At 45.9% G+C, this 25043-nt stretch carries 17 protein-coding genes; 9 read left to right on the forward strand and 8 right to left on the reverse strand.

From position 1 onward, the window contains the following. Positions 1 to 126: 126 nt before the first annotated feature. The gene (locus BMX69_RS05395) at positions 127 to 2055 is read left to right on the forward strand and encodes an LTA synthase family protein (protein ID WP_100041767.1); all 1929 of its coding nucleotides are present in this window, start codon (positions 127 to 129) and stop codon (positions 2053 to 2055) included. A gap of 85 nt (positions 2056 to 2140) precedes the next feature. Here the strand turns inward: BMX69_RS05395 and BMX69_RS05400 are convergent, their stop codons facing one another. Then, entirely contained in the window at positions 2141 to 3247 is a 1107-nt protein-coding gene (locus BMX69_RS05400; protein ID WP_054789618.1) for a DUF362 domain-containing protein, read from the reverse strand. Between the two features lie 147 nt (positions 3248 to 3394). On the opposite strand from BMX69_RS05400, the gene BMX69_RS05405 reads away from it, so the two are divergent. Together BMX69_RS05405 and cls are read left to right on the forward strand one after the other, a co-directional pair. After that, on the forward strand, positions 3395 to 4678 hold the full coding sequence (locus tag BMX69_RS05405; protein ID WP_100041768.1) for an O-acetylhomoserine aminocarboxypropyltransferase/cysteine synthase family protein: 1284 nt from the start codon (positions 3395 to 3397) through the stop codon (positions 4676 to 4678). Between the two features lie 165 nt (positions 4679 to 4843). Beyond that, a complete protein-coding gene (cls, locus tag BMX69_RS05410) occupies positions 4844 to 6394 on the forward strand; it encodes a cardiolipin synthase (protein ID WP_100041769.1) in 1551 nt (516 codons plus the stop codon). Positions 6395 to 6498: 104 nt separating this feature from the next. On the opposite strand, the gene BMX69_RS05415 is transcribed toward cls, so the two are convergent. The 7 genes from BMX69_RS05415 to BMX69_RS05445 form a co-directional block, all read right to left on the reverse strand. After that, entirely contained in the window at positions 6499 to 8628 is a 2130-nt protein-coding gene (locus BMX69_RS05415; protein ID WP_100041770.1) for a collagen-like domain-containing protein, read from the reverse strand. Positions 8629 to 9030: 402 nt separating this feature from the next. Next, a complete protein-coding gene (locus tag BMX69_RS05420) occupies positions 9031 to 9771 on the reverse strand; it encodes a hypothetical protein (protein WP_100041771.1) in 741 nt (246 codons plus the stop codon). Between the two features lie 11 nt (positions 9772 to 9782). Continuing rightward, the gene (locus BMX69_RS05425; protein WP_330387634.1) at positions 9783 to 10382 is read right to left on the reverse strand and encodes a DUF4489 domain-containing protein; all 600 of its coding nucleotides are present in this window, start codon (positions 10380 to 10382) and stop codon (positions 9783 to 9785) included. 138 nt (positions 10383 to 10520) lie between these two features. Then, the gene (locus BMX69_RS05430) at positions 10521 to 11054 is read right to left on the reverse strand and encodes a DUF4489 domain-containing protein (protein ID WP_054791844.1); all 534 of its coding nucleotides are present in this window, start codon (positions 11052 to 11054) and stop codon (positions 10521 to 10523) included. A gap of 146 nt (positions 11055 to 11200) precedes the next feature. After that, positions 11201 to 13006 carry a heparinase II/III domain-containing protein gene (locus BMX69_RS05435; RefSeq protein ID WP_100041772.1) on the reverse strand — a complete coding sequence of 602 codons (1806 nt, stop codon included), beginning with the start codon at positions 13004 to 13006 and terminating at the stop codon, positions 11201 to 11203. A gap of 14 nt (positions 13007 to 13020) precedes the next feature. Continuing rightward, positions 13021 to 14637 carry an AraC family transcriptional regulator gene (locus BMX69_RS05440; RefSeq protein ID WP_100041773.1) on the reverse strand — a complete coding sequence of 539 codons (1617 nt, stop codon included), beginning with the start codon at positions 14635 to 14637 and terminating at the stop codon, positions 13021 to 13023. A gap of 5 nt (positions 14638 to 14642) precedes the next feature. Further along, the gene (locus BMX69_RS05445; RefSeq protein WP_100041774.1) at positions 14643 to 16520 is read right to left on the reverse strand and encodes a sensor histidine kinase; all 1878 of its coding nucleotides are present in this window, start codon (positions 16518 to 16520) and stop codon (positions 14643 to 14645) included. 331 nt (positions 16521 to 16851) lie between these two features. Here BMX69_RS05445 and BMX69_RS05450 point away from each other — a divergent pair, with 331 nt between their 5' ends. The 6 genes from BMX69_RS05450 (at position 16852) to BMX69_RS05475 (ending at position 25021) form a co-directional block, all read left to right on the forward strand. Further along, a complete protein-coding gene (locus tag BMX69_RS05450; RefSeq protein ID WP_100041775.1) occupies positions 16852 to 18195 on the forward strand; it encodes an ABC transporter substrate-binding protein in 1344 nt (447 codons plus the stop codon). A gap of 183 nt (positions 18196 to 18378) precedes the next feature. Further along, entirely contained in the window at positions 18379 to 19446 is a 1068-nt protein-coding gene (locus BMX69_RS05455; protein ID WP_100041776.1) for a carbohydrate ABC transporter permease, read from the forward strand. Positions 19447 to 19463: 17 nt separating this feature from the next. After that, positions 19464 to 20300: a carbohydrate ABC transporter permease gene (locus BMX69_RS05460; protein ID WP_038282402.1), complete on the forward strand. Its 837-nt coding sequence runs from the start codon at positions 19464 to 19466 to the stop codon at positions 20298 to 20300. Positions 20301 to 20304: 4 nt separating this feature from the next. Next, on the forward strand, positions 20305 to 22134 hold the full coding sequence (locus BMX69_RS05465; protein ID WP_100041777.1) for a glycoside hydrolase family 2 protein: 1830 nt from the start codon (positions 20305 to 20307) through the stop codon (positions 22132 to 22134). Beyond that, positions 22118 to 23287: a glycoside hydrolase family 88 protein gene (locus BMX69_RS05470; protein ID WP_100043778.1), complete on the forward strand. Its 1170-nt coding sequence runs from the start codon at positions 22118 to 22120 to the stop codon at positions 23285 to 23287. Before BMX69_RS05465 ends, BMX69_RS05470 begins: the two co-directional genes overlap by 17 nt. A 33-nt stretch (positions 23288 to 23320) precedes the next feature. Further along, entirely contained in the window at positions 23321 to 25021 is a 1701-nt protein-coding gene (locus BMX69_RS05475; protein ID WP_054791840.1) for a DUF2264 domain-containing protein, read from the forward strand. Positions 25022 to 25043: the final 22 nt, after the last annotated feature.

Below are 25043 nucleotides of genomic sequence, written 5' to 3' on the forward strand. Positions count from 1 at the left end.
AAAGGCCGGCTGAAAAAGCCGGCCTTTATTTTATTATATTCAATTAAAAAAAGTATGTAAATTTTCCGTAAAATGTGGTAGACTAAATCCGACTCTGAAAAGAAATAAGCTGCAATGAGGTATATCATGAAACGATATGTCAAATGGTTTGGAAGGCTTTTTGCGCTTGCTGCCATTATCAATGTCTTTATTGAACTGGTCAGCAGAAAATCGCTGCCAAGCCTTGGTTTTTATATATGGAGAAGTTTTCCGGTTTTTCTATTGAATACTCTGATCATCGCCCTTCCCTTTACCATTGTATTTGTGACGAAGCGGAAGGCATTTGCCTGCATTACCATATCGTTGATATGGTGTTTTATGGGAGTGGTTAACGGCATCCTGCTTATCTTTCGGACTACCCCCTTTACTGCGGCAGATTTTCGTCTGATAAAGTATGCGGTCAGCCTGGCCACGGTTTATTTTACCTGGATGCAGATTATCTTTATTGGAGCCGGCATTGTATCAGCAGTTATATTTATAGCCGCAGTTTGGCGCAAAGCGCCTGTTTCTAAGGAAAAAGTCCGGTACGGCCTTGGAGCAGGGCTTATAGCCATAAGTGGAGTGGTTGTGCTGGGACTGACAAGCGCCGCTATGAATACGGGACTGGTGGCAGTTCATTTCGGCAATATCGGAGAGGCATTTAAAAGCTATGGTTTTCCATACTGCTTTTCCAATTCCATGTTTAACACCGGTATATCCAAGCCGGAGGGATATGGGACCGAGACAATGGAAGAGATCCGGGATGAGGAACTGGTTCCGGAGAACACGTATGCTCTGTCTGAGGATACAAAGCCGAATGTGATCATGATTCAGCTGGAATCCTTTTTTGATCCTTCTTTATGGAAAAACAATCCGGTAAATTATGATCCCATCCCGTTTTTCCATCACCTTCAACAGAGTTATCCGGGAGGTTATTTAAGTGTACCCTCTGTGGGTGCAGGAACCGCAAATACGGAGTTTGAAACGATTACAGGAATGAATCTGGATTTTTTCGGCCCGGGAGAGTATCCCTATAAAACCGTGCTAAAGAAAACTCCCTGCGAAAGTGTGGCCTTTGATCTAAAAAACTTAGGTTACAGTGCCCATGCGATCCATAACAATGAGGCAACTTTTTATGACAGGAACCGGGTGTTTTCCCAGCTTGGCTTTGATACCTTTACCCCCATTGAATATATGAATAACGTAGAAAGAAATCCAACGGGCTGGTGCAAGGACAAGATTCTCACCGGTGAGATCATCAGGACACTGGATTCTACGGCAGGCCCTGATTTTATCTATACCATTTCTGTTCAGGGACATGGGAAATATCCAAACTTTGAGTATTACTGCCAGCAGATCGGAGAGATGGATCAGTTTATCCGTTCTCTTGTCAACACCCTGCGGACCAGGAAGGAACCCATTGTTTTGGTCATGTACGGGGATCATTTACCTGGATTTGAGTGGTCAGAGGATGAGATGAAGAACCGTTCCCTGTTTCAAACCGAATATGTGATATGGAACAACATGAATCTTCCTGTGGAGAAAAAGAATGTGGAGGCTTATCAGCTTGCAGCTCATGTATTGGATATGCTTAACATTCATGAGGGAACAATGATGAGGTTTCATCAGAACTATTTCAGTAATCCTGAAACAGAAGAAGAAAGTTATTTAAGGGATATGAAGACTCTGGAATATGATATTCTTTATGGAAGCCGTGAAGTGTACGGCGGAGAAAGTCCTTACCAGTCCACAAACCTTAAGATTGGAATTGATGATATCGTTGTTGACCATGTGGTGTACAATGATTCCAATGTTCTGGTTTACGGGGAAAATTTCACTCCATATTCCAGGATCTGCTTTGACGGAAAGGCTGTAGAGACCACGTTTGTATGGCCGGAGCTTATTATTGCAAAAGGTGTTCCTGAAAAGAAGATGAAGGATTCAGCGCTTTCTGTTTGGCAGATCGGAAGGGACAAGGTCCCACTTGGAGAGAGCAAAACCCATCACTGGACGAACAGGATCAGAGATTTGAATTGAGCAGGAAAAGAGGGGAGTGCGCAATACTTTTGCGCCTCCCCTCTTTATGGCTCACATAAAAGGGTATTTCTTAAACAATGCTGTATTACAGCGTGATTAATTCATATTCCGCACTGCCCAGTCCGATTTTTACCGCATGTTCAATGGAAGATTTCCAGTTTGTGTTGGGATGAGTGTCTTTAAAATGGTCATGATGATGGCTGCCGTGCTTTTCCAGTACGCTTCCTGCCATAACAGGCTGGCGGTTTACGGCATCTGCGCAGGCCATATCAAGAGCTACCGGGTCAAAAGAAGCAAACATACCTACATTAGGTATAATAGGGATATCGTTTTCTGAATGGCAGTCGCAGTAAGGTGATACATCCATAACCAGGCTGATGTGGAAATTTGGCCGGTCTCCGAGAACTGCCTGGGTGTATTCTGCAATTTTATAGTTCAGGATGTCATTGGACTCATCAAAGTCGGTCTCAACGGCATCCACAGGACAGACTCCGATGCAGCGGCCGCAGCCTACGCACCTGTTATGGTCAATGAAAGCCTTTTTATCCTGGAAAGAGATGGCGCTGTGGGCGCAGTTCTTTTCACAGGCATGACATCCGATACAGGTTTCTTCGCTTACATGGGGCTTTCCGGAGTTATGCATCTCCATCTTACCTGCCCGTGAGCCGCAGCCCATTCCAATGTTTTTCAAAGCTCCGCCAAAGCCGGTGCTTTCATGGCCCTTAAAATGGGTAAGAGAAATAAAGATATCGGCATCCATAACAGCCCGTCCGATTTTTGCTTCCTTTATGTATTCCCCGTTAATGGGAACCAGGCTTTCGTCAGTTCCTTTTAAGCCGTCGGCAATTAAAACATGGCATCCGGTTGAGAAAGGGGAAAAGCCATTTTCATAAGCGGTATCCAAGTGGTCCAGAGCATTTTTCCGGCTTCCCACATACAACGTGTTGCAATCCGTTAAAAATGGTTTTCCGCCCTGGGATTTTACAAGATCCACCACTGCTTTTGCATAATTGGGGCGTAAAAATGACAGGTTTCCAAGCTCGCCAAAGTGAATCTTTATGGCTGTATATTTATTCTGGAAGTCAATCTGCTCCAGCATTCCGGCAGTTTTTATAAGTCTCTTAAATTTCTGAGGAAGGTTTTCCTGAAAGGTGGCATGAAAGCTCGTATAGTAAACCTTTGATTTTTCCATTTCGGTCTCCTTTGATCCGTGATATGATACCGCTTATTATACTGTAAATAATCAGGGAATTCAAGAAGGCAATTTGGACTTTATTTCCAGAACTATTTATGCTAAACTAGGAGAAGCAAATGACTACGGTTCACAGGAGGATATAAGATGAGTCAGAACATTCGTTCCAGAGAGACGGTTTGCATACAGGGCGGCTGGCAGCCGAAAAGCGGCGATGCCAGGGTGCTTCCGATTTTTCAGAGCACAACATTTAAGTATGATGACAGCGATAAGATGGGAAGGCTGTTTGATTTGGAGGATGAAGGGTATTTTTATACCAGGCTGGCAAATCCTACCAATGATGCGGTGGCATCTAAAATCTGCGAGCTGGAAGGCGGGGAGGCTGCTATGCTGACTTCTTCCGGACAGGCTGCCAATTTTTATGCGCTGCTTAACATCTGCCAGGAGGGAGATCATGTAATCAGCTCTGCTACGATCTACGGCGGCTCCACCAATCTGTTTACCGTAACTTTAAAAAAGATGGGCATTGAATCCACTCTGGTGGATCCGGGCCTTTCAGAAGAAGAGCTTTTAAAGGCATTTAAGCCAAATACAAAGGCAGTATTTGGTGAAACCATCGGCAATCCGTCCCTTGTGGTTTTTGATATTGAGAAGTTTGCGAGGCTTGCACATAAGCACGGTGTTCCTCTGATTGTGGATAATACGTTTGCAACTCCGATCAACTGCCGTCCTTTTGAATGGGGCGCAGACATCGTAACACATTCTACAACAAAATACATGGATGGACATGCCACCAGCGTAGGCGGCTGTATCGTTGACAGCGGAAACTTTGACTGGGAGGCTCATGCTGAGCGGTATCCGGGGCTTACCTCACCCGACGAATCCTACCATGGCATTGTATATACCCAGAAGTTTGGAAAAAAGGCCTATATTACGAAAGCGACTACTCAGCTGATGCGAGATCTTGGTGCAATTCCCTCCCCAATGAACTCCTTCCTTTTAAACCTTGGTCTGGAAACCCTGCATCTTCGGGTTCCCCGTCATTGCGAAAATGCGTTAAAAGTGGCGCAGTATTTAAGCTCAAGGGAAGATGTGGCCTGGATCAAATATCCGGGTCTTGAGGGGGACGAATATCATGAACTGGCAAAAAAATATATGCCTGATGGCACTTGCGGCGTAATCTCTTTTGGCTTAAAGGGAGGAAGAGAAGCTGCGGTTAAGTTTATGGATGGACTGAAACTGGCGGCTATCGTGACTCATGTGGCAGATGCGCGTACTTCCGTTTTGCATCCGGCAAGCCATACCCACAGACAGCTGACGGATGAACAGCTTGTAGAAGCAGGAGTTGATCCGTCCATGATCCGGCTGAGTGTTGGGATCGAAAATGCAGAGGATATTATGGAAGATATCAGACAGGCGCTGGAACAGTAAAAGAAAAGTATGAGGAGCGGGAAGACTGCGATATCAGCGGTTTTCCCGTTGTTTTTGACGTCTTTGAAAAGGATACAGAGCCTTCCGGATGTTGCAAGATAAAGAGGCAGGCTGTATAATTAAAAAGATGTGATTGTTGAATTGGCAGCATAGGAGGTGCACAAGATGAAACTGATCAGGAGAATGCTGAGGATTATTTTTGGCCGGACTACATTTGCGGTCATTTCTCTTATCATACAAGTGGCTATTCTTTTTGCGGCATACCGCTTTTTAAGCCGTTACCTCGCCTATTTCTATGGTGGTTCTGCTCTGCTGGGTGCATTTGTTATCATATATATTCTGAACAAAGAGGAAAATCCCAGCTTTAAGCTGGCCTGGATGATCCCAATCGCGGCTGTTCCTGTGTTTGGAACATTCTTTTATCTGTTTGTGGAGCTGCAGATTGTGGGAAAACTGGCAAATAAACGGCTGCGGGTCAACATGGAAGATACGGAAACCTATCTGACCCAGAGCCCAAGGGTCATGGAGGATTTGTCCAGAATCAGCAGGCGAAATGCCAATCTGGCTTACTATATCAAACATTCAGGCCATTACCCGGCATATAAAAATACGAATGTACAGTATTTTCCGCTGGGTGAGACCATGTTTGAAGAGATGAAGAAGGAACTGGAGGGTGCAAAGCGGTTTATTTTTATGGAATTTTTTATTGTAGAACGCGGAGAAATGTGGGAAGCCATATTGGAAATTCTGGAGAGAAAGGCAAAAGAGGGGGTGGAAGTCCGGTTCATGTATGATGGCATGTGTTCCCTGACCCTGCTTCCATTTAGCTATCCAAAGGAATTACAGGCAAGGGGAATTAATGCAAAGATGTTTTCTCCCATTAAGCCTGCGTTCACCACTTACCAGAACAACCGGGACCATAGAAAGATCCTGGTGGTGGACGGCCTTACCGCTTTTACCGGAGGAGTAAACCTGGCAGATGAATATATTAACCGGCGTGTGCGTTTTGGCCATTGGAAGGATACTGGAATCATGCTGAAGGGGGATGCCGTTACCAGCTTTACCATGATGTTTCTGCAGATGTGGAACATTTCTGAAAAGGGGCCTGAGGACTATGGGAAATATTTAAGAGATCCGGAATATTTTTATCCCTTGGAGCTTAGCATGGATGGATTTGTGATTCCTTACGGGGACAGCCCTTTGGACCAGGAATCGGTTGGGGAACAAGTTTATTTGGACATCATAAACTCTGCCAGACATTATGTCCACATTATGACGCCATATCTGATTCTGGATTATGAAATGATCCAGGCTCTTACGTTTGCCGCCAAGCGGGGCGTGGAGGTCGTTATCGTTATGCCGGGGATACCGGATAAGAAATACGCGTTCCTGCTTGCAAGGTCTCACTATAGGGAACTGATAAGGGCCGGGGTCCAGATTTACGAGTATATGCCAGGCTTTGTCCATGCAAAGGTATATGCAAGCGATGACATCAAGGCAGTAGTCGGAACTATTAATATGGATTTCAGAAGCCTTTATCTTCACTTTGAATGTGCAGTCTACCTGTATCGGAATGAAGTTATTCGGGATATACAGAGAGATTTTCATGACACTCTGGCCCAATGCCGCAGAATTACCATGGAAGATTGCAGGAATTATCCCTGGTATGAAATTTTGGCAGGACGGGCGCTCAGACTGTTTGCACCGCTTATGTAGAACAACAGGAAATATACTGCAGTTTATGTAAAAACGCGTCGGAAGTATAAACTTCCGACGCGTTTTTAAAATCATAGATTTTTAAAAATACTTTGCATCAGTAATTATTGGGAAACCTGGAAAATGGTCATGTGTGCCTGAACTGGGGTCGCACCGTAAGAAACGGTCTGCCCTGTTGTGTTAACGAGTGCAATGGTAGATGGGATTGCGCCTACAGTAATCAGGGTGATTCCGCTTAACTGGCCTGTTACGATTGGCGAGCATGATGCTATACCGCTGCTTCCATTGATCTCTAAAGAAAATTCCACAAAAGTAGCTGGGCCTGCGCCATTAGTAGTTACCCACCATGATACATAGTAATTTTGCTCTGCATTAAGTGTTGCAACGCCTGTTGTTGTATTATAAGAAATATTAAGGCTCTGGTTGTTTAAAATGGTATTGAAAATTACACGGTTTCCATTTGCTACTGAGGTACCTCCAGTGAGCTGCAGGTCAAATCCACGTAATTGCGTAAATGGTCCTGCAGGTCCAGTAGGTCCGGTAGGTCCAGTTGGCCCCTGAAGTCCTTGAGGTCCCTGAGGTCCTTGCGGTCCCTGAGGTCCTTGTATTCCTTGCGGTCCCTGAGGTCCTTCTGGTCCTTCTGGTCCTTCCGGTCCTTCCGGTCCTTCTGGTCCTTCCGGTCCTTGCAGTCCTTGTGGTCCCTGAAGTCCTTGTGGTCCCTGAGGTCCTTCTGGTCCTTCCGGTCCTTCTGGTCCTTCTGGTCCTTGCAGTCCTTGTGGTCCCTGAAGTCCTTGTGGTCCCTGAGGTCCTTCTGGTCCTTCCGGTCCTTGCGGTCCTTCCGGTCCTTGCAGTCCCTGTGGTCCCTGAGGTCCTTGCGGTCCTTCCGGTCCTTGCAGTCCCTGTGGCCCCTGAGCACCAGTAGCACCGGTTGGTCCAGTCGGTCCAGTTGGTCCCTGAGCGCCAGTAGCGCCGGTTGGTCCGGTTGGTCCAGTCGGTCCCTGAGCGCCTCTAGGTCCAGTCGGTCCAGTTGGTCCCTGAGCGCCGGTAGCGCCGGTCGGTCCGGTTGGTCCAGTTGGTCCCTGAGCGCCAGTAGCGCCGGTCGGTCCGGTTGGTCCAGTTGGTCCCTGAGCACCGGTAGCGCCGGTCGGTCCGGTTGGTCCAGTTGGTCCCTGAGCGCCAGTAGCGCCGGTCGGTCCGGTTGGTCCAGTCGGTCCCTGAGCGCCAGTAGCGCCAGTCGGTCCGGTTGGTCCCTGAGCACCGGTAGCACCAGTCGGTCCAGTTGGCCCCTGAAGCCCTCTAGGTCCAGTCGGTCCAGTTGGCCCAGTTGGTCCCTGAGCACCGGTAGCGCCAGTCGGTCCAGTTGGCCCCTGAAGCCCTCTAGGTCCAGTCGGTCCAGTTGGCCCAGTTGGTCCCTGAGCGCCAGTAGCGCCGGTCGGTCCAGTTGGTCCCTGAGCGCCAGTAGCGCCAGTCGGTCCAGTTGGCCCCTGAGCACCAGTAGCGCCGGTCGGACCAGTCGGTCCGGTTGGTCCCTGGGCACCAGTAGCACCGGTCGGTCCAGTCGGTCCCTGAGCACCGGTAGCGCCGGTCGGTCCAGTCGGCCCAGTTGGTCCCTGAGCGCCAGTAGCGCCGGTCGGACCAGTTGGGCCCTGAGCACCGGTAGCGCCGGTCGGCCCAGTTGGTCCCTGGGCACCAGTAGCGCCGGTCGGACCAGTTGGTCCCTGGGCACCAGTAGCACCGGTCGGTCCGGTTGGTCCAGTTGGCCCCTGAGCGCCAGTAGCACCGGTTGGTCCGGTTGGTCCCTGAGCGCCGGTAGCGCCAGTTGGTCCGGTTGGTCCGGTTGCGCCGGTCGGTCCAGTTGGTCCTTGTATTCCCTGGGGTCCCTGCGGCCCTATTGGTCCCTGTGGTCCGGCAGGTCCCTGCGGCCCTTGAGGTCCTTGCGGTCCAGTCGGTCCAGTCGGTCCCTGGAGGCCTCTAGGTCCGGTCGGCCCAGTCGGTCCCTGAGGCCCAGTCGGCCCAGTCGGTCCCGTGAAGCCCCTAGGTCCAGTTGGCCCGGTCGGTCCCTGAGGGCCTCTAGGTCCAGTCGGTCCGGTCGGTCCCTGAGGGCCTCTAGGTCCAGTCGGTCCGGTTGGTCCCTGAGGGCCTCTAGGGCCTGTTGGTCCTGGACAGCCTCGGGGGCCTGGGCAACAGCATTCATCACAGCAGCGTCTATCATCCCAATTTCTGCAATTATTCATTATAACTCCCTCCTGTTAAGGTGTGATATTGTGATTTTCTGCTTATAAGCGTTCTATACAAGATAAAAATCAGAATATAAAGGACTTTCGTTCTCCTTTATACCTTATGATATGTATTAAATGACAAGTTTGTTAGGAAATGGTTGAACTTAATAATAGCGTCAAAATCACTGCGAATTGGAAAGGAAATATTCCGGATGATTGTAGGTGGATTACTGGATTTATAGATAGCGCGAGCGTCAAAGCCAAGGCTTGCCCCATAGGCTTATAGAATTTGTCACAATATAAAATACTCCTTTTCGATAAGCGCAAAACTTATCAAAAAGGAGTGTCTATCATAAACGAACAAGCCGTTTTATTCTTATGGTATAAGGTCAAAAGAACTTTCATAATAGATACCGATCAATAGATATTAGCTTTTATTTCATCAATCAGAGCATTTAGCCCCAATTCATTGCAATCGTTAATAAGTCCCATAGTAATAAAATTGCCGAAGAATTTTTTTGCCTCAGTTTTATCATTCATATTTAATGATTGGATTGTTTTTTCAATCAAACTCAAAATTTCATTATTAATTTCACTATTTTTAGTATAGTGCATAGATAACTTTTGCAGTTCCTTGATGACTGGTTCGTTCAGACCGCCTGCCATAAGGTTCATCGTTTGTGTACCGGAAGAAGATTCCTTTTCTTTGTCGGAATTATCTATGATCTTTCCATCCCCAAGAAAGCTGATTTGAAGGCTTGAGTTCGTATACCTTTTTGAAATAAGATCGCTGATCAGGTCGTAGGCCTGACGGGTAAATTCCTCATTATTACAAACAAAAGAGTAAATTTTACCGGAGCTGATTTCAAAATTGATACCTAAGGAACTTTCCTGCTTCCGATTCCAGTAAAACCAGGCGGCGGGGTAAAGGATCAGAGCCAGCAGTATACCGATGATGCTTGCAGGGCTGGTACCAGACAAAGCTATGAGTAATAAGATGAGAACAAAATGGAATGGAAAAGTTTTATCCGAGCAGCAGTTTCCCAACCATATATGAGAAATATTTGCGGTTTTGATCATATGATTTTCCCATCTAATCGTATTTTCTTCAATAGTTATGGTAGAGTCTGTAAATCTTATATTTGTTTGATTTGTCATGAAATTCCCCTCTATACAATTCCACTATTATTTTCAATGATAGATGCTATAAGAACTGGATTTGTAATCATAATGGTGCCAATGGTATCAAAGCCCATAATTTCCACATAAACGCTGTAATTGCAGCATCTGCACCCCATGGAGTCAAGATCATAGGCTATGAAAGAAAAAGTATTTGTTTCCCTGCTATTCTCATTTCTGCTGTAAACCAGGCTGGAACTGACAGGAGTCGGAGCCGCCTGATTGCTATCTTGCTTAAACAATTGAAACCTTAGATGCATGCGGGCGCTGGAGGTAAGTATATTGCAGGAAAAATTTAAATGAATTACAAAATTCCTGTAGCTGCTGGTATTTATATTAAGTGAAGCTACGTTATATGTAGCGTTTTTTTCTGTATGTTCAGGTAAAATGATTCCTCCCTTAGCGGAACTCTTTATTAAAACCTGGTCTTCGGGGGGTAAATCACAAGAACTCATCTGATTATTTTGTATATACTGGCTTTGGTTAGGTTTTTTGGGCTGGATTGGCTGGGGAAACTGCGGATTCCTATTGGCTGTACTGCGATATGAAAAATTAGGACGGCATGACATACTGAATAAGCGGTTATACATAATGGGCCCGGCTCCTTATTTGAATGCTCATAGATAGAGCATTCAGCCGGGTTTGGCCAAATACTCTATCTATGATAGAAAGTTATTTTATGCAGCTATTGGACATACAGCCCTTGTACCCATCATTTGAACCCGGAATTAGAAGCAGTCGTTATCTACGATAATTGCAGCAAGGGTTGCATTGTGAATTGCAGTAACACCAACCGTAGCAACGCCGGCAACTGTAGCAACAACGCTGTAAGTGCAGCAGTCATCGTCGCACATATCACAGTCACAAACGAAGAAGGAGAAGGAGTCGCTTTCAGTAACAGCAACAAGCCGTGAGAAAGTCCAGATAGGTCCTACGGGAATAGGAGTCAGCACACCTCTGCACTGTTTGAATACCTGGAAATTCAGAGTTAAAACAGCAGCTGTCGTTACGATATTACTTGCAAATTCAAATTTAATGCAAGGGTTCTTTAAACCTTTTGTATCTACGTTTACCGTAGCCAAAGTAAATGCTGCGCCTGCTACTGTTGCTACTGGCAGGGTTACGCCTCCCTGGCTACCGCATTTTAAAATTGTCCTGTTTGGCTTTAAGTGCTTTCTTGACCGTTCACATGTTAAATTACATGTGCAGTCTTCACATTCATCACAATCGCATTCACATATTCTCATATCAAGATCATTCATGATGTGACCTCCATTTTGCTTAATAATTAGGAATGTTTCGTTATACCATCATGGTATACTACATTATATTATAAAGAAGAAAATATGCTACAACTCAATAGACAATATCTCTTACGATGTCATAATTTGGCCACTATTTTCTGCAACTAGCGGATCTTTAAGGTCAAATCCTTATGATCCATAGTAACCAGTAACCGGTAAACATCATGTTTCCATGAAGTTTTTAAACGTTCATCCGTTATTGGTATCACTTCTTTTTGTATCCTTAATGCACCTTCGATAATAAGGCTGCCCAAATCACCGATCTGTACGGTATTTTCACTTATCACTGGTTCCTCGTAGAACATAAGGGACAGAACAGGATATGGGATATCTCCTTCGTAATGATCGGATATAGTGATTTCTTTTCCCTTTTCCAGTACAGCGTTTCTGGTGTAGGATTTAATCCGTTCATCCGGGTAGGCAGCTTCTAAATCCATGGAAATATGGCAGACAGAGGTTCCTAATTGATGGGTCACATGTTTTGCCCGGTAATCAGATCCATCCCTTTGCATGATCTGGGTCCCGCCGTCAAAAAAGGTAGGCAGATTGTGATACCGGGACTGCATGGTCCAAATGTCATACCGGTCTTTTGAAAAGGTTTTTTTCGTATAGGTCTCTACCCCAACGTCTATAAACATGGGTTTCCCATCCTTGTAAATGGTAAAGCTCCCTGTGTCGTTGTGATTATGGCTGTCGTCATTATCCCCGGCTTTTACGGCCAGATAAAGATGCTCATCTCTGGCGATGAAAAGCCCAACGCTTTCATACCAGAAATCCCGGTGGGCAATGGGAGATTTGGCAAAGGAAGTCATTTCCTTATGGGTAAATACAGTCTGTAAACGGTAAAACAGGTTATGCTCCTCAACCGTTAAGGGATCTTCACTGCTTTGGTAATCCTCTGCGGCAAAAGACATAAGCTCCTCATTTTTCGTCCGCTTGCCAAAGAGGTATTCCCTGGCTCCGCATCGTCCGGCAATGGGAGAGCAGTCGGCGAAATTCACGTAATAAACATCATGAATGTGAGCGGTCAGTATGTAGGAGGCAATGTTCCTGATTTTTTCGACTTCGTACGCAGGATTAAAGGCATTATCTGAAATTCCATTTAAAACTTCAAGGCAGTTAAACAGGCATAATCCTGCGTGACGGTAGTATTGGGCGCCTTCATCGCAGCAACCGTCTTCTCCATATTCATCCAGAAAATAATCAATACTTTTGCATGCCTTTTTAAATATATCCTCTTTTTGGTCTTTTGGCAGCTCTCTTGTGAAGGCGGAGAGAAGTACGTTCTGGGTACACCAGACTGTCCAGTTATTCATGTGGCTGGCCCCGTCACCCATCCACCAGAAGTGTTCATTAAGGTAAGGAGTGAAAATCCTCTCCTCAAGGTTTTTATTGATCATCTTTGAGAGGAAGGGAGTGACGGAATCCAGCTCCTGCCTTAAAAGATACTCTGCCACGGCCAGTACGGAGGCGGTTTCCGCTGCAAACAGATCAATGACAGGGCGGGTAACATCAGGAAGGATAAAGGGTGGTGTGTCGCGGATGTAGGAGTTATGGGCAGGAAGCTGCCATGCGTTTTCTTCGCAGATCAAAGAAAGCCCGTTGATGATATCATCAAGAAATCGTCCCCTATATTCTGCGCATTCAGCCAGGACCAGAGCATCAAGAGCGGTCCTTCTTAAGAACAACTTATCCTGAAAACGGCTTCTGTTTCCGTTTCTGGTAAACTCCATGTAATCCACAGCAGTCAGTGAAGGATAATCGAAGTTTAAAAATGCTTCTCCGTTTTTAATGAGGCGGCTCATGAGATCCTCAGGCAGAGAATTCCAGGTATCCCGGTCAGAGGCCTGGGGAAAGGGAGAAAAGCAGGACAAAGGTTTCTTTAACGCATTTGCAAGTTCTGTAATCATGGCATGTACACTCCTTATTTGTTTTCGTCAGGGTTGACGGTATTTTGCTGTATAAATTCACGGGGAGAAAGCCCGGTGACTTTTTTAAAAACTTTACTGAAATAAAAGGCGCTCTCAAAGCCAAGCTGATCAGCGGCCTCATAGATTTTCATATCCTGCTCCAAAAGGAGGGCCTTGGCCCGGTTGATCTTAGCCTGGGCAATGTATTCTGAAAAGCCGGTCCCGCAGTTTTTCTTAAACAGGATGCTTAAATAATTGGGACTTAAGCCGAATACTCCGGCCACTTCGTTTAAGGTGAGTTTTTCTGATACATGGTTATTGATGTACTTTTGTACATTGGTTATAACATGAGCTTTGTAGGTTTTTCGTTTGGATTTCAGCACTTCACAAAGGCCGTCCCGGAAAATCGTCATCCACTCGGCGATCTGCTCCACATTGGTAAAACGATATATGGAGCGGTACCCGTCACTGTAGGAAGAAAAGATCTCTGACATATTTTCTTCTCCGTCGGGAAGAAGGGAAAGCGCTAAGTAAAGAATGTTGCAGGCTCCGTCTGCGGCCTGGGAAAACCGAAGGGGATGTGTTTCAAACAGCTGGATGATTTCGGTCAGGGTACGGAATAAGACATCTGTATCAAACTCATTAAAGGCCTTGGTTATCTCGCTTTTAAATACGGAGATGTTAAAAGCATTGCGGATCGAGGCTGCATCATTGCCGGTGAACATCACGATGGGCTGTGCGGTACCGGTACGTCCAAATGCCTGGCGGGCTTCCTGGTAGGATTCGCTGATTTTTAAGGGCTGGCTGACCGGAGTTCCGATTCCCGTGAGAACCGAAACGTTAAAATAATTCCGGATCATATCTGCCACATTGCGAAATGCATCAAAAACAGCTTCTGTTCTATAATCTGCCAAATCGGAGAGGTGAAATACCACTGCAAAGTGCTTCATATCAAGACTTACCACATAGGCGGGAAGATGCCTGCTGATAATTTCCTTTGCCATTTGCAAAGCGCTGTTATAAAGGTTCATGAGTTTTCCATAATCCATTTCCCTGCTGGTTTCTTCCTGGATTTGGCAAAGGGCGGTAAAATAACAGGTTTCCGTAAAGTCCAGCCTTAAATCTCTGGACTGAAGCTCAAACTGTTCCTCACTGTCAAAAAGGTTATGCAGGAGCCGCATAAAAAATTTCTCATAATAGCTCTGTAATAAGGGACGTCCTGTATCCCTGTATCCCATGGAGACCTGAATGGTTTCCAGGCGGGAGAGGGCCTTTTTTACGGCTTCCTCCAGGGCCTTTGCATTTAATTCCAGCTTGATTAAGTAGTCTACGGCCTCATAGGTCATAGCTTCCTTGATGAGCTGGAATTCCTCATAGCTTGTTAGAAAAATAAACAGGGGGATCTTTCCATAGGTTTCCCGGCAGGTCTTTGCCAGGGTAAGCCCGTTCATAATTGGCATGCGGATGTCGGTAATGACAATTTCCGGTGAATATTCTGTGATCATCTCAAGGGCATCCTGCCCGTTCATAGCGGTACCGCAGATCTCAATGCCGTAATCCGTCCAGTTTATCATGGATTTTAATCCGATCTGAACCAATGGCTCATCATCTGCAATCAATAGTTTTATCATATATATTACCTTTCGGCTGTTTGATTTTCTGTATAAAGGGCATAAGGTATTAAAATGGTCATGGTAGTGAAGCTGCCAGGACAGCTGTCAATGGTGATTCCATATTCCGGGCCAAAATCATATTGGATGCGCCTGTTTACGTTGCTGATCCCAACTTGCCGGAAAAATTCTATTTTGTTCTGGCTGTCGGTCTTCTCATGGAGAACCTTATCAATGGTATCTTTGGACATTCCTATGCCGTTATCGGTTATATCAATTTTAAGTGCTTTTTTGAGACCCAGATTTATGCTACGGGCTGAAACAGTGATCTTTCCAGCTGTTTTCGCAGGCTCTATTCCGTGGAACAGAGCATTTTCAATGATGGGCTGGAGGGTAAAACGGTGAATTTCACAATTGTATAGATCCTCTGTCTCAATGAAATATTCGATGGTGACACTTCCGCCGTAGCGATATTTCTGGATCAGGAAATAATCCTTTACCAGTTCCAGCTCTTCCCTTAAGGGAATCATGGAAGTGGTACCTTTTGAGACATTTTTAAGGAGCCTGGCCAGGGCTGTGGTCATATCTGCAATTCCGTCTGCATTCTGAATGGTTGCCATCCACTTGATGGAATTTAATGTATTATATAGGAAGTGGGGATTGATCTGGCTTTGCAGAATCTGGTATTCCAAATCCTTTTTCTGTTTTTCATCCGTTACCCGTTTTTCCATCAGGGTATTAATGTTTTCTGACATATTATTGATTCCCTTGCCGACTTCTCCCAGCTCATGATTCCACTCAATGGCCGAATCCCTGGAAAAATCCCCGGTTGAGATATCATGGATTTTACTGCTGAGCCTGTGAATGGGGTTCATGATGATCTTATTTAACAGGAAGGCGAGGAGGACGCCCAATGAGACAATGGTAAGGCAGATTCCAAGGATTAATAGGGTGTATAAGTTTTTCTGTTGGCCAAGCTGCTGCTCAGAAAGTACCTGAGATAAACTCCAGCCGGCCATACCCTCGATGGGCCGTTCCACCAGGGTCCGTTTTTTTCCATCGTTCATGGTAACGGAGAGAACACTGGTTCCTTTGGAGAGAGAATCGTTTCCGGCCAGTTTTACCGGATTGGTGTAGGGCATTTCCATTTCCTTTAAGCCGTTTGAATTAAAACCATAGATTTTATCTCCCATGGTAATAAATAGAATACTGTCCTCGGGAAGAGGATAGGAGGCCAGATAATCGGTGAAGATCCGGGAGGAAATTTCCACATAAGCCCAGCCAATGACTTCAGAATTAAATATGTTGGAAACCGGACGTACTATGGGAATAAATTGGTCCATGCCTATATTGGAAAATGGATCTTTTACCAGGCCGATCCAGAGAAAATCGTCGGATCTGTAAAGCTTATCAAAGAAAGGTTCATTTTTAATAATCCTGGCTGCGTAGGAGGAGGAGGAGTTTGCCAATGCCGCTATTTGAAGGAAATTGTTTTCATTGGAAGAAGAAACGATGACCCGGGACATGTATTCATAAGACCTGGTGTTGTAATATTCTTCCTTTAAACGGCTGTGGGAGGAAAGGGCTATAGGGCGCAGATTATCAAAGTCCCTGGCGGCGGTGGCAAGCTTTGGCTGGTCCTTAAACGCTTCCAGATAATCCTGAACCGCACTGTTGGAGCAGCACCATTTGCTGAAATAGATGATATCCTTCATATCAGCATCAATGTTGTTGCTTACAACTGAAAGGCTGAATTCCGCAGACTGAATCTGGTTTTTTCTTAAGAAGGACTGGAAAACTGAGAAACAGACAGTTGTAGTCAGAACGGTGATGAGCAGCGTAATGGCTGCCGTCAGTACCATGATTTTTCCTCTCATGGTCTTTGGGATGAGCTTTTTCCACATGATAAAATAAAGTCCCTTCTTTCAATGGATAGCTTGTGATAATGTTTTTAACATCTACAAAGGTAGCCTATTTAATGTAAAATGTCAATGAAAAATCGGCTGCTTTTTATATACAAACGTGTTAATTTGTATACAAAAGAGAAATATTACTGCTTATCATAAAAAAGTGCATGTTTTAACAAAGTGTAAAAGAAGTGTGAATAAAAAGTGAATATTATGAAAGATAAATTCCATTTTTAAAACCGAAATCCAGCGTTATAATAAGATCCATGGTAAACCACGGGAATTATGCTGGGTTTACTGAAAAACAATCAAATCAGGAGGGATTACAATGAAAAAAAGAACACTGAGTATTGTTCTGGCCTGTGCTATGGCAGCAGCCAGTCTGGCCGGATGCGGCGGCGGTTCCAAGGAAACCACGGCAGCTTCCACAGAAGGTGCTGCAGCGGATGCGACGAAAGCCTCAGAGGCAGCAGGAGGGCAGACTACATTAAAATGGTCCGTATGGGATATCGGCTTAACAACCTATTACCAGCCTCTCATCGATGCTTTTGAAAAGGAGCATCCGGATGTGAAGATAGAAATGGTTGATTTAGGGTCCACCGATTATCAGACGGTTCTGGCAACAGAGCTTACCGGAAGCGGTTCTGACTTTGACGTAGTTACCATAAAGGATGTTCCTGGCTATATGACGCTTGTGAACAAAGGTGTTTTAGAACCCCTGGATAGCTATATCCAGTCTTCAGATGTTGATCTGACACAGTACAAAGGCCTTACGGATCAGATTACGGTTGACGGAAAATTATATCAGCTTCCGTTCCGCAATGATTTCTGGGTGATATTCTATAATAAAGATATCTTTGACAAAGCAGGCGTTGCTTATCCAACCAATGATATGACATTTGAACAGTATGATGCTCTGGCAAGAAGCCTGACCGTAGATACTCCCGGACAGGAGGTTTATGGCGCTCATTACCATACATGGAGATCCGCCGTACAGCTTTTCGGCGTTCTGGATGGAAAGAACACCATTCTTGACGGAAAATATGAATTCTTAAAACCGTATTATGAAATGGTTCTTGGAGAGCAGGAAGACGGAGTATGCCAGGACTATGCTACTTTAAAGACCAGCGGCTTACATTATTCCGGCGCATTTGCCCAGGGAAATATTGCAATGATGAACATGGGTACATGGTTTATCTCCACCTTAATGGATAAGGTACGCACCGGCGAGTACACAGACTGCACCAATTGGGGTATTGCTAAATATCCACATGCAGATGGAGTAGAACCAGGCTCCACCCTTGCGACCATTACCACTTTAGGAATTCCGGCCAAAGCTCCTCATAAGGATCTTGCCTGGGAATTTATCAACTTCGTATGCGGAAAAGAAGGCGCAGAAATCCTTGCATCTACCGGTACGATTCCGGCCGTTATGAACAGCACAGTTTCTGATCTGGTATCCAGTGCAGACGGATTCCCTAAGGATGACGGAACCAGCGTAGAAGCTCTTAACACCTCTAACTTGTACTTAGAGATGCCTGTAAATGCAAAGAACTCCGAAATTGAGACTGTATTAAACGAAGCCCATGATGCGATCATGACAGGCGGCATGTCCGTAGATGAAGGCATTGCCCAGATGAATGAAAAGGTAAGTGCAATTCTGGCTCAGTAACAGGTAAACAAAAACGATATCACAGAGGCGGGCAGCAAAAAGCCCGCCTCATTTAAAGAAACTTCCGATTTGATTTGACGATTGAAATAACAGCGTGCCCCGCTTCATCGGGCGTCAACGGATATGAAAGCATATCCAGTTGATTCTATAGACGATAAAAACGGGAAAAGGAGGATAAGCAATATGGCGAAGACAATAACAGAAGCGCAAAAACAGGAAAAAATCGCGGAGTTAAATAAGAAACGGGATGCTTTAAGCCTTTTATTGAGAGAGACTGAAGGAACCCGTAAGCGGGATGTCCTGATTGCGAAAATCGAGACAATAGATGAGAAAATAAAAAAGGTGAGGACAGGGGAACGGTTCACACGTCAGGAAAAGAGGGATATGGTTGCATACTCCTTCATCGCCCCCAACTTTATCGGATTTGCAGTATTTACACTTGGCCCCATTATTTTTGCTTTTATTCTGGCATTTATGAAATGGGATGGCAACAGCCCCTTGGAATTTGCCGGACTTAAGAACTTCATTGATATGCTTGGAAGTGCCAGATTCCATTCGTCCTTTATCAATACCATTGTATACTGTATTGCAACGGTTCCTCTGACACTGGCCTGTGCCTTAGGACTGGCCGTGGTCTTAAACCAGAAAGTAATGGGAAGAAATTTCTTCCGTACGGTGGGATTCTTTCCCTATGTGGCGTCTTTAGTGGCGGTGGCAGCTGTATGGAATATGCTGTTCAGCCCCCAGAAAAGCGGTCCCATAAACATGATCCTTTATCATCTGGGCGTCAATGCAAAAAGTCTTCCAAAGTGGTCCGCGGATCCTCACTGGGTGATGTTTACCATTGTACTGTTCAGTGTCTGGAAAAATATGGGCTACTACATGGTTATCTATCTGGCCGGACTGCAGGGGATCAATGGAGAGCTTTATGAGGCGGCAGGCCTTGACGGCTGCAATTCCTGGCAAAGGTTCCGGTATATTACATGGCCCCAGCTTCAGCCCACCACCTTCTTTGTTACCATCATTCTGACCATCAACTGCTTTAAGGTTTACGACATCGTTTACATGCTGGCAGGGGGTTCCAACGGTATTGTAAGTTCCCAGGCAATGGTTCTGGTTTACCACATTTACGAAGAGGCGTTCCGCAACTGGAATTTAGGTTATGCAAGTGCGGTAGCAATGGTGCTGTTCTTAATGGTTCTTGCCATCACGCTGGTTCAGTTCCGCGGCGAGAAGAAATATGCAAACTAAAATAAGGAGGAAACGAAATGAAAGTAAAAAGCACAAATTATAAAATCAGCAGATGCCTCCTCTATGTGGTTTTGATCATTCTGACAGCTGTTATGCTGATTCCATTTGCATGGATGTTCTCGGCTTCCTTAAAGCTGGATAAGGACGTATTTATTTTCCCGATCCAGTGGATACCGGAAAATCCAAGATGGCAGAATTATCTGGATATCTGGACAAAGATCCCGCTTATGACCTTTGTATTAAACACGGTGAAGATCACATTGATCGTTACCTTTTTACAGCTTTTGACCAGCAGCTTTGCTGCCTATGCATTTGCAAAGCTGAAATTCAAGTACAGCAATCTCTTATTCATGGCTTACATTGCAACCATTGCGGTTCCGTGGCAGGTATACATGGTTCCCCAGTTCATGATGATGAGAAAATTCGGGCTGAATGATTCCCATCTTGCGATCATTTTCCTTCAGGCGTTCTCTGCCTTCGGCGTATTCATGATGCGCCAGTTCTATCAGGGGATTCCCGATGAACTGTGCGAGGCTGCCAGAATCGACGGCATGAGCGAGTATCAGATTTATGGAAGGATCATGCTTCCATTGTCAAAGCCAGCACTGTCTACCTTGACCATCTTTACCTTTGTAAGTACCTGGAACGACTTTTTAGGGCCCCTGATCTATCTGAAAACAGAAGCGAAAAAGACCCTGCAGTTGGGGCTTAAGATGTTTATCAGCCAGTACAGTTCCGAATATGGCCTGATCATGGCTGCATCGGTACTTTCCCTGATCCCGGTCCTAATTGTGTTCCTGTCCCTGCAGAAATATTTCGTAGAAGGCATTGCAGCAACCGGAGTGAAAGGATAAAGAAATGGAAACAATAAAAAATTTCGTGGATAACATCCATAACGAGGCTTATAAGGACAGCTACGCCTCCCCCTGCCTGGGGACCGATTCCTATGTGATCCCAGGCGGCAGGACAGAGCAGTCCCTGGACGGAGCCTGGAACTTTTCCGTCGATATGTATGATAACTGCTTAAGGGCTAAATGGTTTCTGGAGCAGGAGGTGAATCCGGAGGGGCTTAGGGTTCCTCTGGATTATGGCTTTGACGACTGGGAGGAGATCCAGGTACCGGGAGTATGGAACCTTGCGAAGCCGGAATATTTTTATTATGAGGGACCGGCGGTATACAGCCGCCGGTTCTCTTTTAAGGATTCTTCCAAAGGGCATGTGTTCTTGCGGTTCGGGGCAGTATCCTATGAGGCCAGGATCTTTTTGAACGGAAAATTCCTTGGTGTCCATAAAGGGGGGTCAACCCCATTTTGCGTTGAAGTTACGGAAGACTTAAAAGAGGATAACAGGCTGATCGTGGTTGCTGACAACACCAGACGGCAGGATCAGATACCAAGTGAGAATACGGACTGGTTTTTATACGGCGGCATTTACCGGAGTGTATCTCTTCTTTGCGTACCTCAGACTTATATTAAGGATATGAAGGTATCCCTTGCAGATCGGGAGAAAAAGGAAATCAGTGTATCCGTGACTCTTGGAGGTTATGAGGACTTTGAGGAAAGGGAAGCAGTATTTTCCATACCAGAGCTTCAGGTGGAAGAAGCAGTTCCCCTGGGAGCGGATGGACGGGGACAGCTGACGCTGGAACTCAGCGGACTTTCTTTATGGAGCCCGGAAAATCCTAAGCTGTATGAGGTTTTCCTGAATATTCGTTCCGGCAGTAAAGCACTGGATCAGGTGAAAGACCGTGTGGGCTTTCGTACCGTGGAAACCAGAGGCAGAGAAATTCTTTTAAATGGTACGCCGGTTTTCCTTCGGGGTGTCTGCCTTCATGAGGAGACAGAGGACCGTGGAAAGTCGGTTACAAAGGAGGACATCCGTCAGGCATTTGACTGGGCCAAAAAGATGAACTGCAACTTCCTCCGTCTGGCTCATTATCCTCATACGGAGTGGGTTTCGGAACTGGCAGATGAGGCGGGCCTTCTTCTATGGGAAGAGATTCCGGTTTACTGGTGGATCGATTTTACAAATCCCCGGACCTTAGAGGATGGGAAAAACCAGCTGACCGAAATGATGAACCGGGATTATAACCGGGCCAGTGTGATTATCTGGTCCGTAGGAAATGAAAATCCTGATACCGATGAGCGCTACCACTTTATGAAGGAGTTAGCAGAAACAGCAAAGGAATTTGATTCCAGCCGCCTGGTATCTGCCGCTTGTCTGGTGGATGCGGTGAACTTAAGGATCTCCGACAGACTGGAAAAGCATTTGGATGTCATTGGATTTAATGAATACTATGGCTGGTATGATCCGGATTACGAAAAGCTGGCTGATATTTTAGAAGGGTCCAGGCCTGAGAAACCGGTTGTCATCAGCGAATTCGGCGGAGATGGGTATCTGGCTTCCGGTACGGAAGGCAGCAAGGTACGGGGCTCTGAGGAAGAACAGAAGGAAATTTATAAAAAGCAGGTTGAAATGTTTGGAAAGATCGATTATATTCAGGGTACTGCGCCCTGGATTCTATTTGATTACCGGACGCCGAAACGGCTTGGAAAGTATCAAAAGGGATACAACATCAAGGGTCTTGTAACAGCGGACCGGATGCGGGAGAAGCCTGCCTTTTTAATCATGAAGGAATATTACGAGGAGGTAAGAAAACGTGAACAGACAGATGGAGACTTTGCTTAAAGAAAAAAAGGAGCTCACAGAGGTAAAGTGCCTGGAGGCCATGGATTTCGCTGTAAAGCAGGTGAAGGATAATTTAAAAGAATTTACGGATTCCTTTAAAAAAGCTTACAGCGAGGATGGATTCTATCATCCAACTCCCAATGTAAACTGGACCACCGGCTTCTGGACCGGACAGATATGGCTGGCTTATGAGTGGAGCAAGGCAGAAGAACTGAAAACAGCCGGACAGATCCAGGCGAAAAGCTTTTTAGACCGGATCGACCGCAAGGTGGAAGTGGATCATCATGATATGGGGTTTTTGTATACCCCTTCCTGTGTGGCTGCCTATAAACTGGTGGGTGATGAAACCGCAAAGGAAGCGGCAATCAAGGCGGCAGACCAGCTGATCAGCCGTTTTCAGCCGGTGGGTGAGTTTATTCAGGCCTGGGGGCCCATGAACCAGCGGGAAAATTACCGCTTTATCATTGACTGCTTATTAAACCTTCCTTTATTATACTGGGCCACGGAAGAAACCGGAGACCAGAAATACCGCGGGATAGCAGAAAAGCACATCCATACTGCCATTGCAAATGTCATAAGGGAGGACTATTCCACCTGGCATACGTTTTTCATGAACATGGAGACAGGGGAGCCGGATCATGGGGCCACCTGCCAGGGATATAAGGATGGCTCTGCCTGGGCCAGAGGACAGGCCTGGGGAATCTATGGATGCGCCCTTGCTTACCGGTATACAAAGCGGCCGGAATACATTGAAGATTTCAAGCATGTGACCGGATATTTCTTAGACCACCTTCCTTCAGATCTGGTACCTTACTGGGATCTGGAATTTGGTGAAGGCTCTGAGGAGCCGAGGGATTCTTCCTCAGCTTCCATTGCAGCCTGCGGAATGCTTGAAATGGCAAAGTATATGGATGAGTCTGCCGCCGCCTGCTACGTATCCATAGCAAAAAAGATCATGGATTCCGTTGTGGAACATTATGCGGTTAAGGATTTACAGGAATCCAATGGAATGGTGCTTCATAGCACGTATTCCAAGAAATCTCCTTACAATACCTGCACACCGGAAGGTGTGGATGAGTGCAATATCTGGGGAGATTATTTTTACATGGAGGCCTTAACCAGGCTGTCTAAGGATTGGAATCCATATTGGTAATAATCGAAATAATTCGAAACGAGGCGAATATAGATGAAACTTGAAACAAAACAGGATTTTAGGCAATGGATGTTCCAGGTGTTAAATCCTTTAAAGCCATTGTACAGCAAAGGGTGTGCCAGGCTTTCCCTTGGAGACAGCGGTGTCACATATCCTAAGGTGAGCATAGAGATGGAGGCATTTTCCCGGCCATTGTGGGCACTGGTTCCCCTGTGGCTTGGGGGAGGCAAGGGATTTGAGGAGATTTATCAGAAAGGCCTTGCAAGCGGCACCGATCCTTCTCATCCGGAATACTGGGGCGGTTTTAAGGATTATGACCAGCGGTTTGTGGAAATGGCGGCCATTGCCAGCGGCTTGATTTTTACTCCGGAAAAATTATGGGAGCCTTTAAGCGGGGAAGAAAAACAGAATCTGGCAAAATGGCTTTACGGAATCAATGAATATATCATACCTGACTGCAACTGGCAGTTTTTCATGATTCTGGTGAACGTTGCATTGCAAAAGCTGGGCTGCCGGTATAGCAAAGAACGGCTGGCTTCCGGTCTTGAAAAAATCGAAAGTTATTATATAGAGGATGGCTGGTACCGGGATGGAGGTTCCAGTCAGAAGGATTATTACATTTCCTTTGCCATTCATTATTACGGGCTTTTGTATGCGGTGGCAATGGAGGAGGAAGAGCCGGAACGGTGCCTCCTGTTTAAGGAACGGGCAAAGTGGTTTGCCAGAGATTTTATATATTGGTTTGACGAAAACGGATCCGCTCTCCCTTACGGAAGAAGCCTGTCCTACCGTTTTGGAGAAGCAGCCTTCTGGTCTGCCTATGTATTTGCAGGCCTTGATGATATTCCGGCAGGAGTTGTAAAGGGAATCCTGGCACGCCATTTGAACTGGTGGACGGAGCAGAAGATCTTTGACCGTGACGGCGTGCTGACCATTGGGTACGGATATCCCAACTTAGTCATGGCGGAACGCTACAATGCGCCAGGCTCCCCTTACTGGGGGATGAAGACCCTTTTGTGCCTGGGGCTTCCCGATGATCATCCCTTCTGGTCTGCAAAGGCGGAGGACTTACCAAAGCTGGAGACGGTTAAAATGTTAAAGCAGGCGGATATGGTGATGCATCGCCATGGAAAGGATGTGATTGCCTACCCGGCAGGAGTTTGCGAGAAATACGGACACGGCCATGTACCGGAGAAGTACTCCAAGTTTGCCTATTCGACCCGGTTTGGATTTTCCGTTGCAAAAAGCCAGATCGTGCTTCATGAAAATGCTCCGGATTCTTCCCTGGCCTTTGTCATTGACGGAGATGATTACGTATTCGTCCGGAAATACAGTGACTCCTTTGAGGTTTTGGAAGACCGGGTGGTCAGCAGATGGCATCCATTCCAGGGGATTACGGTTACCTCTACGATTATTCCGAAAGAGTACGGCCATTTAAGGATCCATGAAATTGAGAGCCAGTATGACTGTACCGCCTATGACTGCGGTTTTTCTGTGGAAAAATTCACAGAAAATTATGAGCAGAAGGAGGAAGGGAAGGGAGCATTTGCATCCTCTGGAGAACAGGACTGTATGGTATCCGGCGAAGGCCCGGAGGCGGCAGGCCTGATAATAGAGGCTGATCCCAATACCAATGTGCTTTATCCCAATGCTTCCATACCGGCAGTTTCCTATCGCATTAAAAAAGGGGAAACCATTCGGCTGGAAACAAAGGTGGAAAGTATGATCCGATAGAATGATGCATTGATTTTAATGT

This window comes from Lacrimispora sphenoides JCM 1415 (assembly GCF_900105615.1).
Taxonomy (GTDB): Bacteria; Bacillota; Clostridia; order Lachnospirales; family Lachnospiraceae; genus Lacrimispora; species Lacrimispora sphenoides.

Coding starts and splice junctions, on each gene's coding strand:
- BMX69_RS05460 (WP_038282402.1), top strand. CDS start 19,464: ATGAAAGTAAAAAGCACAAATTATAAAATCAGCAGATGCCTCCTCTAT.
- BMX69_RS05405 (WP_100041768.1), top strand. CDS start 3,395: ATGAGTCAGAACATTCGTTCCAGAGAGACGGTTTGCATACAGGGCGGC.
- BMX69_RS05450 (WP_100041775.1), top strand. CDS start 16,852: ATGAAAAAAAGAACACTGAGTATTGTTCTGGCCTGTGCTATGGCAGCA.
- BMX69_RS05455 (WP_100041776.1), top strand. CDS start 18,379: ATGGCGAAGACAATAACAGAAGCGCAAAAACAGGAAAAAATCGCGGAG.
- BMX69_RS05435 (WP_100041772.1), bottom strand. CDS start 13,006: ATGATTACAGAACTTGCAAATGCGTTAAAGAAACCTTTGTCCTGCTTT.
- BMX69_RS05425 (WP_330387634.1), bottom strand. CDS start 10,382: ATGTATAACCGCTTATTCAGTATGTCATGCCGTCCTAATTTTTCATAT.
- BMX69_RS05415 (WP_100041770.1), bottom strand. CDS start 8,628: ATGAATAATTGCAGAAATTGGGATGATAGACGCTGCTGTGATGAATGC.
- BMX69_RS05465 (WP_100041777.1), top strand. CDS start 20,305: ATGGAAACAATAAAAAATTTCGTGGATAACATCCATAACGAGGCTTAT.
- BMX69_RS05430 (WP_054791844.1), bottom strand. CDS start 11,054: ATGAATGATCTTGATATGAGAATATGTGAATGCGATTGTGATGAATGT.
- BMX69_RS05475 (WP_054791840.1), top strand. CDS start 23,321: ATGAAACTTGAAACAAAACAGGATTTTAGGCAATGGATGTTCCAGGTG.
- BMX69_RS05400 (WP_054789618.1), bottom strand. CDS start 3,247: ATGGAAAAATCAAAGGTTTACTATACGAGCTTTCATGCCACCTTTCAG.
- cls (WP_100041769.1), top strand. CDS start 4,844: ATGAAACTGATCAGGAGAATGCTGAGGATTATTTTTGGCCGGACTACA.
- BMX69_RS05395 (WP_100041767.1), top strand. CDS start 127: ATGAAACGATATGTCAAATGGTTTGGAAGGCTTTTTGCGCTTGCTGCC.
- BMX69_RS05445 (WP_100041774.1), bottom strand. CDS start 16,520: ATGTGGAAAAAGCTCATCCCAAAGACCATGAGAGGAAAAATCATGGTA.
- BMX69_RS05440 (WP_100041773.1), bottom strand. CDS start 14,637: ATGATAAAACTATTGATTGCAGATGATGAGCCATTGGTTCAGATCGGA.
- BMX69_RS05470 (WP_100043778.1), top strand. CDS start 22,118: ATGGAGACTTTGCTTAAAGAAAAAAAGGAGCTCACAGAGGTAAAGTGC.
- BMX69_RS05420 (WP_100041771.1), bottom strand. CDS start 9,771: ATGACAAATCAAACAAATATAAGATTTACAGACTCTACCATAACTATT.